Origin of the sequence: Larkinella terrae (genome assembly GCF_009668025.1) — a bacterium.
Lineage (GTDB): Bacteria > Bacteroidota > Bacteroidia > Cytophagales > Spirosomataceae > Larkinella > Larkinella terrae.
Genome location: NZ_WJXZ01000006.1, coordinates 58,156 through 67,894, shown reverse-complemented (window position 1 = coordinate 67,894; position 9,739 = coordinate 58,156). Strand labels below are relative to the sequence as shown.

Genomic DNA, 9,739 nt, shown 5'->3' with positions numbered 1-9,739 from the left:
AAGAGTTTAGAGATGAAATTATCCAAAGTTCGGCTTACTGCCAGTGACAGCGGCTTGCAGTATTCTGATGGTTTCGTTCTGTGATCTTATTTGTGCCTGCAAAAACTCTTTATCCATTTCAAGTTCGGCAATTCTTTTGTGTAGGTTCAAAAGTAGGTCATAGTTTTCTATTTCCCCTTTTTCTTCTTTTAGAAAAATTGGACCCTCGCCAGTTTCCCACCAATTAGGGTTCAATCCTAATCTATAAGCTATAGCAATTGAAATATTTTTTCCCAACTTTCTTTGGCCTGATTCAATCTGATAATAATTAGGCCCGCTGATTTCTAACAACCTAGCGAACTGATTAGGGTTAAGACCCTTTAATTCCCTCAATTGTTTTAGCCTCTCAATCTTTGGGTCAACATTTGGATTTATATCCATAATGATAATTTTCTGTTTCAAAAACTTGTATTATTATTTCTTTTGAAATACATTTACTAAACAATCAAACACAATCACATAACACTTTAAACGCAAACGTATGGTTACGACAATGAAAAAGCAAGGGCCTGGTTTCAGAAAGAAAGTCAATCTATTTGAATATGACCCAAACCGAATCGCATTCGAGACAGCATACAAGTCATTTGGCCGTTCGCATCGACAAATCGCTCGGCAAGAGTTCTGCAAAATCCACGGCATCCAAGAGCACACGTTTCGTGCAAAATTATGTGGAGTTCAAAAAACCTACGAACGAGAAGCGCAATGGATGCAATTATTCGACCCCTATACTCAAGCGATGGCATAAAAGAAAACCCTGCACCAATCCGCCAAGATCACAGTGCAGGGCCTATGTATCACAATTAAAACCACTCAATTATGAGTACCCAGCAAAGTTACACAAAAGCACTACCTGTAGCAACAGGTTCGACTGGGGAGATATTCGAAACTCCTGAGTCAATCAAAATCTATTTCGAAAAAGTCCGATCACTGCTCAAGTCGGGTAATCAATACCCTGTTAACCTTAATGATGTATGGCCGCTTTGCTACTCTTATAAAGAAGTAGCAGTCCGCGCACTAAGGAAACAATTTATAGAAGGGCTTGATTATCAATCATTAGACAAAAATGTCAAGCGAGAAATCGGGGCGACAACTACCGTTTCTTACTCGCTTTCCGTCCCTTGTATGGAGTTCTTTGTGGCTCGGAAAGTCCGTAGTGTATTCGAGGTTTACCGCGAGGTCTTTCACCGAGTTGCCGATATTGTTGAGCAAAAGCCTGTTCAATGCGAGTGTGGTACGTCTCTCGCAAAATTGGAAAAGAAAATCGATTCGCTTGAAAAAATCCACAACCTCTATATTGTCCCCAAAATCGTTAAGTGTGAGATTTTTGAGTCAGAAGATCTCGTAATGAAGAAAAAACTTCACACTGACATCATGACAATCGTAATTGATCTGTGTAAGCGAATAACGGTACGAGAGCCTGAACGCCATTGGAAAGATATCTTTGATGGTTTCGCTAAAGACTTCAATGTTGACATTCGCCGGTTTCCCCGCAGAGGATCGGAACATTTGGTTGATGTAGCTATTCGGCTTGGATATGGCGTGAGTTTGTGGGAATACGTTTCATACGCATGCAACCGGAGATGCTAATGAAACGCGCCAACCTCATTACTCACCGGGAAAATCTGATCTCGCAACTGAATCTGGAATTATCCCTTCACAATCGAACCGGTAAGCTATCGCCCACGGCCAGCACACTACTCGGCCGCATTCAACGGGTCAACGAGCGCCTGGTTAACCGGGAAGCTACAACGATTAACGGTATCATTCAAAAGCAGGATGATCTAGCGAAGCGGGTTTTCGAGTCTAACGAATCATCCGATCAATTGCTGGATGAAATCAACGCCGTCGGTCAAATGCTCCAGCGCCGGGCCGACTCTTACATTGTCTACGAACAACAACCAAACTACATCGACTACGTATGAACACCGCAATACAGAAGGCAGAAAATAATATGCTGGTAAAATTTGAGGACATTGAGATTAACGTTCAGGAGGACAAAACTCATGGATGGCTAATGGATACCGAACTTGTTGCAAAAGGGTACGGCGTTACTCCCGATGCAATCAGAAATCGGAAAAGCAGAAAAGCCAGTGAACTAATCGAGGGAAAGCATTTTATCAGCGTAACAAACTGTTACGCGGTAGGAAATCAGACCTCTACACTCTGGACAAAGCGAGGTGTGATAAGACTAGGTTTTGGAATGCACGGCGAGCGGGCTGCCAAATTCAGGGATTGGGCGGAGGATTTGATTATTGAAAAGATTAACACTGAAATGGCGCCAATGTCCGACGATGAGATATTAACTCGCGCGGTTATATTAGCAAACAATAAACTCCTGCTGTTGGAGGCCAAAATCGAGCAGGACAGGCCAAAGGTTGAATACGTGGATGTGTTACTAAATACTGAAGACTGCGTATTGACAACTGTAATAGCTACTGAGTTGGGTATTTCAGCCACCCGACTTAATCGAATCCTTGAATACCTGCAAATTCAATATAAACGTCGTGATACCTGGGTATTGACCGTAGCATATTCAAATCGCGGATATACGAAAATGGAAACGCAGCTATTTGATAAAGGCAATGGGGTTACGGGGTCGGCCGAACAAATGGTTTGGACTCAACGCGGACGGGCTTTTTTACGATGGATGTTTTATAAAAAGCCAGAAATCAGAATGATGTCTAAGCGGCAGACAACCCACAATGTTTACTCACCTACCGAAATAGACCTGGAAAACCACAGCGATGAAAGTAAACACCAATAGCCCAACCGCCGAAGACCTGGCGATGATCAAGGCCACACAAGAACGGTGCTGGCAAGAAGTCAATGCAAAAGAGAAGTGGACGGATGAGGACTTTCAAGATGCTCTTTTCTGCCACTGCGAATGGAAGGAGCAAAAGTCTGATTTCTTTTATTCGATGATTTCACTTGAAAAGCTGGCGTTTGATCCACGAACTCCAGAAGTAGAAGCCCAAAAACTATTGACTATGCTGAATCAAATGAAGGAGTCCCCCCAAGATTACCTGCAACCTTAGCAAACAGGCCCGGCGAAAGTCGGGCTTTTTTGTGGCCCTACCGTTCGCTAAATCATCCATTCAGGTAGCCACAACTGACGCACTGCCAACCGTTCTCCCTCACCACTTTTTGCAATTCTCAGGATAGTTTGTACTTTTCTGCAAACTATCATTTAAAGCACAAATGGAGAGCTTTATCATACTAGCCGTTGGCTGGCTTATTGGCGCATTTTTCTGTGGCCTCATCGGCAAAAACAGGGAATGTGGCTTTGGTGAACCATTCTTGCTTTCCTTTTTTTTGAGCCCGTTTATAGGCGCCGTAGATGCTCTGGCTTCAAAACGGCTGGAAGACATTGCTTTCCAGAAACGCACGATTGAACTGTTAAAGCAAATTGCCGAGCAAACTAAACCTACGGTAATCGACGAGGAGTAACTATCTTGTTTTTGAGAATAATACCCGTACAAAGGTGTCACCAACCCGTCGCCGGGCTACGTCGAAGTGCATCCCGTTTTTGAGTTTAATGTAGCCATTCAGGCGCGAAACACCCCCGCCGACGTTGAAGTATTTAATGTAATCAGGATTGACCAGGTAGCCTTTTGAGATGCGCCAGAATTGCGGGAGAAGCGATTCGTGGCGTTTTAAATCATAACCACTCACCAATACCCGTCCATCGTTGAGATGAATGTGGCTGTATTCCCGGTCGCCCCGTAAATAGACGACCTGATCGCTGGATACATGAATGGGTTCGTTTTTGAAGCCGATGAGTTTTAAGGTCTTCTCTTTCATCGGTTATTGTATTGGGCAGCATTAGCCTCCCGTAGAACGCCAATTAAACTACTACCCCGAATTTCGAATTCAACCCGGCCGCCACCATTCCCGCCACCACTGGCCGCTGCCCGTATCATTGACGTAATATCAGAGGCTGGCGCCACCATTTCAGGGTCAAACCGGGCGTTCGGGTTATCGCCGATCATGGTCAGTGTAGGACCGTAGGCCAGCCCGCTATTCCCCATTGCAGGCACTTTGGCAGCCAGGGCGGTAACAACGCCCGCGCCCGCGATCATAGCCGCGCCAATCCCCGCCTGTTTAAGTCCGGCGGCAAATAAAATAGGGTTTGTTGTTCCACCCAGCAGCAGGAAAGATGCCGCTTTGATCAACAACTTGCCGGTTTGCACCAGAAATTGAGCGAGCATACTGGCTACGCTCTGCAAAAGTCCCTGCATGACGTTTTTGCCGCCACCAATGGCCCGCCCTAGCGACTCAATAATACTCGCGCCGACATCAATGGAAAGCTCCCGGACGCCATCACTGAACGCCCGTAAGACTGCCTGGAAGGAGTCAGAGAAGCCGCGCAGGTTCGCCAAACTAATTTGACCCTTATTGACGGCTTCGTCAACCTGATCCAGTCCCAGCCCATCAACGACACCCTGCCCAATTGATCCGCCTTCTACCAGTTGATTGACCGACCTTTTTAGGTCCGCCATCGACCCGAACCGGTCAATTGCCGCATTGATGTTGTTGTACCGGCCAGCGGCCCGCTTTTGATCCTGCCCCTGTGCTCCGGCACGGTCAGATGCTTCCCATAGACTGGAAAGTATTTTGTTAAAGTCGTTTCTCTTGGCTTCAAAGGCGCGCTGTCCTTCAGTCATCCAGCCTTTCGAAATCGCTTCCCAATACCGCTGTGCGGCCGATTTTACGGGACCAATCTCGGTGCTGGATGGTAGATCAGTTTTCTCAAGTTTACCTAACCGGTTTAACACCTCGTCTTTTCGGGCAGTCAGGAAGCCAGGTAATACCTGAACGCCGACGTTTCGAGCTTTGAAATCAGCGATCTTCTGTTCAACAAGCTTTAGCTCGTCTTCCCAATAGTCGGAGATAGTTTTTGCCGTGCCTTTTTTTGGCGATTTTAAGGCCGCGTCAGCCTCTTCGATCTTTTTCTTTAACTCGGTATATTCCGCTAGTTTAGCAGCGGGCGTGGCGACTTTATTGAACTTATCCAGGGCAATTTCATCGCCCAGTTTCTTTAGCTTAACTCTGGCATCTTCTAAGGCATTGGTCATTGACCCCATAAATCCACCACCGGCGCCGGAAGTCCCCCCTTCACCCATCTTGGCAAGTTGAGCCGTAGCGGTTTCGGCTTCTTTGGTCAAGACGTCGATTTCGTTGATCAAAGTATTGATCGCCGTTACTTGCCGGTAGGTAGCCTTTTCGTTGGCCTGATCCATCAACCCACCTTCGTTCACGTTGCCCATGACAAAGGTGCCGATCACATCAATGGCTGTCGCTTCGGGCGTTTTTGCCTTTTCGGCGGCAAGCTGTGCCTGTTTTTCCTGAATGGTGTTGAAGAGGGCCGTTTGTCTGGCCCGCAAAGTCATCGCCCGGACGTACTCATTAATTGCCTTCGTGGCATTCTGGGTACCAATGGTCTCTAGGTTGAGGTTGCCGAGGTAGCGGGGTGAAATGTCGTTGATTTCCTTGATGGCCTTTGCCCGCGCATCCTTCGTAAGGTTTTCGTCACGCGCTACCTTGAGCAGGCTTTCGAGCCGGGCCCGCTCGGAACCAATGGATTGTTCGACCTGCGCATTGACGCTTGCCTGTAGCCTGGATTTATCGACAGAGGCATCCAGCGCTTCGTTGTATTTCCAGACGCTGTAGATCAACGTACCCAGCGCCACCGCAGCAGCAGCAGCCCCCAAAGTCAGCAGACCCATCGGACTTGTTAACGCAGCCATTCCCCCCTGTATCGCCCGTAGCCCCGCTTGCAGGGTGGGCATTAGTTGAATAAAGCTTCCGACGGCCAGGATTAGCGGGCCAAACGAAGCTGCAAGGCCAGTCACCACAAAAATAGAGCCCTGAACAAAGCCGGGCAGCGTAGAAAAGCCGGTAGCGACGCTTCCAATCATATTGCCCAATCCTTCCAGTTTGGAGGTTAACCCCAGACTGGAATCGGCAGCTTTCATAAACTCGTAGGAAGCGATCTTGACGTTATCGCCGAAGTTTTCAATGGCGTTCTTGGGTCCGCTCTTGATGCGCTCCAGTTTGGAGAGTTCGGCAACCAGCTCGTTTACAAAATCCTTCGGTCCCTTCCCGGCGGCTTTTAACTTGTCGCTGATTTCTTCGGCATTGACGGTGCCGAATATCTTTTTGACGGCAGCCGCAATGGCGGGACCGGCGTTAATAATTGGCTTTAGATCCTCGGTTAATACGGAGGATTTAGACGCCATTTGCGTAAGCTGCGTCAGAACATTGTCCAGTTCGGTTTTTCCACCGCCCGTTAAGGCGAGTGCATTGCCGAATTGCAAAAGCGCATTTTTGGATTCAATGGCTGAAAACCCTAATGCCCGTAGCCGGGTGTCACCTTTTATGGCTTCCGACAGACCCAAACCAGGCAATTTGGCAACCTCCCGAAGTTCACCGAAACGGGCCGCAGCCCCAGCTGTTGAACCTTCGATGTTCTCAAGGCCCAGCCGCAAGGCATCGATATCACCGTAAGCTTTGAAAGCAGCGCCACTCAGCAGGGAAAATGGAATAGTAAAGCCAACAGTTAAACGACTTCCGAAGCTGGCGAGGGTATCACCCAGACCTTCAAAAGAGCGCGTTATGCCCGCTATGCCACCCGTAGATCCTTTTGCTCCGGCAACGAAGCGCCCCAGCGCATCACGGTTTCGATTTGTGGCAGCGGCCGCCCTGTCAGAACTGGCAACAAATCGGCCTAGCGCATCGCGCGCCCGATCAGTTGATTTGACAAGGCCAGATGCATCGCCGGTAATCTCAACGTGAAGCTTTTCCATTCGAAGACATCGTGGTCGCTATGATTTTAAAGAAGGCTTTTGGTGTGAGTCCCGAAACCTCTTCCAAGACCGCATCGCCCGGAAGCGGCAGAAATTCCGCATCGGTAAATTTCTTGTCCGCAAAGAGATTGTAGATTTGAGTAAGCTGTTTGCGCGTTCTGCGCCAATCCCGAATGTCTTGTTGACTTTCCTGTTCATCGCGGGCGCAAATCCAGACCTGTATCTCGTTGAAGCTGAACTCGAACCACAACTGCTGTGGCAGGAGTCCGTAATAAAAAGCGCGTTCTGACAGCCGCTCCCAGCCTATGAAGCTGGGAGCGGCTCCGGGTTTCCCGCATCTTCGGGCTGTGGACCAGCGGTCAGTTCAGCCGTTTTCTTCCGGATCTCAAGCAGGAAATCCGGCATTTCGCTGGCCGGACGGCCCAATACAGACCCCATGAAGGCGTACGTGATTTGCTGGCCCTCTTCTTCGGTTAAACCATCCAGAAGGCTACAGACCTCGTATTCGGTCATGGTAAACGCTTGTTTGCGTTCAGCCGAAGAGGTTTCCAGGCCCGCCTGAAGCATGGCAACCATTGCGTCCAGCATGGTCTCGCCGTCAAACAGAGGGAAAATACCCGAAACGGTCGGCGCACAGTTCATAAGCTTGGTAAACCGGCGCACGGCATACGTGCTGAACAGAAGCCGCAGCGGGGCGTCGGTGCCTTTTATTTCGAATACATTGACCATATTACGCTTCGTCAGACATTACCGGCCGGGAGGTTATTTTGATTTCCAATGAGACCTTAGCGGCCGACTCCATATCTGCCTGTTTCGAGAACTTCTTCACCCGGCCCTTGAAGTCAAGCTTCAGATCGCCCGTTTCGCCCGTTCCCAATTGCCAGTCGTTCACCGACCGCGCCATCAGCAGCCCATAAATGTCTTCGTAAGAAGCTTTACCGGAGGGCGCAACGTAATCAACGATGAATTCACAGTTGATGGAACCGGATTGCAGACCGGACAGGGTTTCTTCCCAACCGTCGTTGTCCTTGCTGGTCACATCAATGTCGGCGGTGTCCACATCGAACGAGCAGGTAGTTTCCTCTGCCACGATCTTGAATGAGCCCGGAGAGCCAAGCTTGACCTTCAGGCGGATATTCGAAGCATTAATTTTTGCCATGCTATAGCTCCTGTACCAGGTGTTTAATAGTGAATACTCGTTGGTAATCCGTTCCGCTTTTGGTGTCGAGCTGCACGTCAATGCCGTTCTCCCATGTGGCGGTGTAAATGTGAAATTCAGCCTGCTGCGGCAATCCGACCGCGCCCGGTGCGGGCATGATCAGCGCCAGGGCCGCATTGGCCACTTCCTCGGCGGGCTTCTTTCCGGCCGTGTCTCCCGTCCAGCGGGCCACCGAGGCCAGGGTAATGCGGTGATCCGCCCCGAAACCCGTTTTGGTCGACTCGTCCAGCGTCTGCTGGCTTTTGATGATCAGGTACGGCGGTACGGCGTTGTCCGGCGCCACGCTGTCGTAGAGCTTGATCAACTTACCACCCACGGTCATGCCGTTGAGCAGCGAGAAGTAAGCGGTACGGATGGCGGTTGCCGGGTCTTTCATGTTAGTTTGGCCAAATGCTTGTTTAGTCGGCCTATCAGGGCTTTACTCTCTTTCGCATAAGCCGGAATCAGAAAAGGGCGGGCGGGAAGATTGATTTGCCGAATCCCTTTTCCTTTAAATTGCTCAGCCAAATCACCCCATCCATCCGGAATCATGACAGATCCGCCGGTGCCGAACTCTATAAATGGGGCATAAGCCACACTGAAAGTCACTTTCGCCCCGAAGCCCCCATTTATTGATTCGTAATAACCTGACTGGCGTAGCGAACCCGTATCTACCGGGGCATTTGATTTTGCTTCAGCCTCAATCAACCGGCCGGTCGCTTCGATTTCGTTTTTGGCGATTTCTGGCACTTCGCGAGAAAGCTTTGAGAGCTTCCTTTGCAAGTCCACCATTCCGTAGATTTTCATTGCTGTGTCGCGGTTAACTCGTACACCCGGCGCGTGGCATCACTCGGAATCGGTGGACCCAACAGCGCCCATTTCTGGCCGCCCCAGAGCAGGGTATCGCCCGCCTGTAAATCGGCTGGCTTGCCCCAGAACTTGCAGACAATCGCCCGTTTGAGCGCGTTTTGCAGGTTCTCCAATGTCTGCGTGGGTTTGACCTCCCGCACCTCCGCTTTCGTGTCCAGAATCGGTTCAGCGTCTTCCGGCTCAATCCAGCCCCCGGCTCCATCGGAAACCGGCTCGGAACGGGTGATCACAATGCGGTCGCGGATCATTCGAAACGGCGAAACGGCGCGGCCAGGCTGCGCCAGTTGTTCATGAGTTTCTTCGGCGACTGAAACCCCGTGGTCTGGCAGTACAGCTCGGCGGCACAGACCAGAATGGCATCCGACAGCGCATCCGGAATCACGTACTTATCCAGTTCGGGGTGATCTTCGTCCGCCTGCGCCGTGTATCCGGCTGTATACGCCACCGAAACGCCGGTGGAATACTGGCCGGTCAGCATCGGAAACCGGCTTTCCGAAAGCGAATAAGAACTAATCAGCAGCACCGTTCCGCCGAGCTGTGTAACCACGGCTGCGGGCGTGGTCCAGACCGGCCCGTAAGGCAGTCGCCCTACCCCGACCAGGCTTTCCCAGATTACCGTCCGCTCGCATTTGGTCAGCGACAGTCCGGTATAGGTTTCCACCAGCACCAGGGCGGCGGCCAGCTTGCGGTCGAGCAAAAGCCCGGTATCCGTGTCGACATCCCCCATTTCCAGCTGCGCGATCAACTGTTGCCGCGTGGCGGGGTTGTCACCCGTCCGGCGGATTAGTTCGGTTTGATAGGCAGAGGAAACAGCGGTGGTCATGGG

The 9,739-nt window shown here is 50.2% G+C and carries 16 protein-coding genes; 6 read left to right on the top strand and 10 right to left on the bottom strand.

What is annotated here, in order from left to right; all coding sequences use genetic code 11:
- Nucleotides 1-18 precede the first annotated feature (18 nt).
- The gene (locus tag GJJ30_RS10905; RefSeq protein ID WP_154175187.1) at nucleotides 19-441 is read right to left on the bottom strand and encodes a helix-turn-helix domain-containing protein; all 423 of its coding nucleotides are present in this window, start codon (nucleotides 439-441) and stop codon (nucleotides 19-21) included.
- A 91-nt stretch (nucleotides 442-532) separates the two neighbouring features.
- On the opposite strand from GJJ30_RS10905, the gene GJJ30_RS10900 reads away from it, so the two are divergent.
- The 6 genes from GJJ30_RS10900 (at nucleotide 533) to GJJ30_RS10875 (ending at nucleotide 3,486) form a co-directional block, all read left to right on the top strand.
- Complete coding sequence (locus GJJ30_RS10900; protein ID WP_154175186.1) at nucleotides 533-784, top strand: hypothetical protein; 252 nt, start codon at nucleotides 533-535, stop codon at nucleotides 782-784.
- A 71-nt stretch (nucleotides 785-855) separates the two neighbouring features.
- Nucleotides 856-1,626 carry a hypothetical protein gene (locus GJJ30_RS10895; protein WP_154175185.1) on the top strand — a complete coding sequence of 257 codons (771 nt, stop codon included), beginning with the start codon at nucleotides 856-858 and terminating at the stop codon, nucleotides 1,624-1,626.
- Nucleotides 1,626-1,961: a hypothetical protein gene (locus GJJ30_RS10890; RefSeq protein ID WP_154175184.1), complete on the top strand. Its 336-nt coding sequence runs from the start codon at nucleotides 1,626-1,628 to the stop codon at nucleotides 1,959-1,961. The genes GJJ30_RS10895 and GJJ30_RS10890 overlap by 1 nt, the downstream gene beginning before the upstream one ends.
- Nucleotides 1,958-2,803 (top strand): phage antirepressor KilAC domain-containing protein, encoded by an 846-nt coding sequence (locus GJJ30_RS10885; protein WP_154175183.1) that lies wholly within the window; start codon nucleotides 1,958-1,960, stop codon nucleotides 2,801-2,803. The genes GJJ30_RS10890 and GJJ30_RS10885 overlap by 4 nt, the downstream gene beginning before the upstream one ends.
- The gene (locus GJJ30_RS10880; RefSeq protein WP_154175182.1) at nucleotides 2,784-3,074 is read left to right on the top strand and encodes a hypothetical protein; all 291 of its coding nucleotides are present in this window, start codon (nucleotides 2,784-2,786) and stop codon (nucleotides 3,072-3,074) included. The genes GJJ30_RS10885 and GJJ30_RS10880 overlap by 20 nt, the downstream gene beginning before the upstream one ends.
- A gap of 163 nt (nucleotides 3,075-3,237) precedes the next feature.
- Complete coding sequence (locus tag GJJ30_RS10875; protein ID WP_154175181.1) at nucleotides 3,238-3,486, top strand: hypothetical protein; 249 nt, start codon at nucleotides 3,238-3,240, stop codon at nucleotides 3,484-3,486.
- Here GJJ30_RS10875 and GJJ30_RS10870 read toward each other — a convergent pair whose 3' ends face one another.
- From GJJ30_RS10870 to GJJ30_RS10830, 9 genes are read right to left on the bottom strand one after another with little or no spacing between them, the layout of a single operon-like run.
- On the bottom strand, nucleotides 3,487-3,840 hold the full coding sequence (locus GJJ30_RS10870; RefSeq protein WP_154175180.1) for a LytTR family DNA-binding domain-containing protein: 354 nt from the start codon (nucleotides 3,838-3,840) through the stop codon (nucleotides 3,487-3,489).
- The gene (locus GJJ30_RS10865) at nucleotides 3,837-6,845 is read right to left on the bottom strand and encodes a tape measure protein (protein WP_154175179.1); all 3,009 of its coding nucleotides are present in this window, start codon (nucleotides 6,843-6,845) and stop codon (nucleotides 3,837-3,839) included. The genes GJJ30_RS10870 and GJJ30_RS10865 overlap by 4 nt, the downstream gene beginning before the upstream one ends.
- On the bottom strand, nucleotides 6,826-7,095 hold the full coding sequence (locus GJJ30_RS10860) for a hypothetical protein (protein ID WP_154175178.1): 270 nt from the start codon (nucleotides 7,093-7,095) through the stop codon (nucleotides 6,826-6,828). The genes GJJ30_RS10865 and GJJ30_RS10860 overlap by 20 nt, the downstream gene beginning before the upstream one ends.
- Before the next feature lie 53 nt (nucleotides 7,096-7,148).
- Complete coding sequence (locus GJJ30_RS10855; RefSeq protein ID WP_154175177.1) at nucleotides 7,149-7,574, bottom strand: hypothetical protein; 426 nt, start codon at nucleotides 7,572-7,574, stop codon at nucleotides 7,149-7,151.
- 1 nt (nucleotide 7,575) lies between these two features.
- On the bottom strand, nucleotides 7,576-8,004 hold the full coding sequence (locus tag GJJ30_RS10850) for a phage tail tube protein (RefSeq protein ID WP_154175176.1): 429 nt from the start codon (nucleotides 8,002-8,004) through the stop codon (nucleotides 7,576-7,578).
- Nucleotide 8,005: 1 nt separating this feature from the next.
- Nucleotides 8,006-8,440: a tail completion protein gp17 gene (gp17, locus tag GJJ30_RS10845; protein ID WP_154175175.1), complete on the bottom strand. Its 435-nt coding sequence runs from the start codon at nucleotides 8,438-8,440 to the stop codon at nucleotides 8,006-8,008.
- The gene (locus GJJ30_RS10840; RefSeq protein ID WP_154175174.1) at nucleotides 8,437-8,850 is read right to left on the bottom strand and encodes an HK97-gp10 family putative phage morphogenesis protein; all 414 of its coding nucleotides are present in this window, start codon (nucleotides 8,848-8,850) and stop codon (nucleotides 8,437-8,439) included. Before GJJ30_RS10840 ends, gp17 begins: the two co-directional genes overlap by 4 nt.
- Entirely contained in the window at nucleotides 8,847-9,161 is a 315-nt protein-coding gene (locus GJJ30_RS10835) for a head-tail adaptor protein (protein ID WP_154175173.1), read from the bottom strand. Before GJJ30_RS10835 ends, GJJ30_RS10840 begins: the two co-directional genes overlap by 4 nt.
- Complete coding sequence (locus tag GJJ30_RS10830; protein WP_154175172.1) at nucleotides 9,158-9,736, bottom strand: type 1 periplasmic-binding domain-containing protein; 579 nt, start codon at nucleotides 9,734-9,736, stop codon at nucleotides 9,158-9,160. The genes GJJ30_RS10835 and GJJ30_RS10830 overlap by 4 nt, the downstream gene beginning before the upstream one ends.
- Nucleotides 9,737-9,739: the final 3 nt, after the last annotated feature.

Bases quoted from the DNA above. Each gene is read 5' to 3' on its own strand.
- GJJ30_RS10835 (WP_154175173.1), bottom strand. From the start codon at position 9,161: ATGATCCGCGACCGCATTGTGATCACCCGTTCCGAGCCGGTTTCCGAT.
- GJJ30_RS10870 (WP_154175180.1), bottom strand. From the start codon at position 3,840: ATGAAAGAGAAGACCTTAAAACTCATCGGCTTCAAAAACGAACCCATT.
- GJJ30_RS10840 (WP_154175174.1), bottom strand. From the start codon at position 8,850: ATGAAAATCTACGGAATGGTGGACTTGCAAAGGAAGCTCTCAAAGCTT.
- GJJ30_RS10880 (WP_154175182.1), top strand. From the start codon at position 2,784: ATGAAAGTAAACACCAATAGCCCAACCGCCGAAGACCTGGCGATGATC.
- GJJ30_RS10855 (WP_154175177.1), bottom strand. From the start codon at position 7,574: ATGGTCAATGTATTCGAAATAAAAGGCACCGACGCCCCGCTGCGGCTT.
- GJJ30_RS10865 (WP_154175179.1), bottom strand. From the start codon at position 6,845: ATGGAAAAGCTTCACGTTGAGATTACCGGCGATGCATCTGGCCTTGTC.
- GJJ30_RS10900 (WP_154175186.1), top strand. From the start codon at position 533: ATGAAAAAGCAAGGGCCTGGTTTCAGAAAGAAAGTCAATCTATTTGAA.
- GJJ30_RS10875 (WP_154175181.1), top strand. From the start codon at position 3,238: ATGGAGAGCTTTATCATACTAGCCGTTGGCTGGCTTATTGGCGCATTT.
- GJJ30_RS10850 (WP_154175176.1), bottom strand. From the start codon at position 8,004: ATGGCAAAAATTAATGCTTCGAATATCCGCCTGAAGGTCAAGCTTGGC.
- GJJ30_RS10885 (WP_154175183.1), top strand. From the start codon at position 1,958: ATGAACACCGCAATACAGAAGGCAGAAAATAATATGCTGGTAAAATTT.
- GJJ30_RS10890 (WP_154175184.1), top strand. From the start codon at position 1,626: ATGAAACGCGCCAACCTCATTACTCACCGGGAAAATCTGATCTCGCAA.
- gp17 (WP_154175175.1), bottom strand. From the start codon at position 8,440: ATGAAAGACCCGGCAACCGCCATCCGTACCGCTTACTTCTCGCTGCTC.
- GJJ30_RS10895 (WP_154175185.1), top strand. From the start codon at position 856: ATGAGTACCCAGCAAAGTTACACAAAAGCACTACCTGTAGCAACAGGT.
- GJJ30_RS10830 (WP_154175172.1), bottom strand. From the start codon at position 9,736: ATGACCACCGCTGTTTCCTCTGCCTATCAAACCGAACTAATCCGCCGG.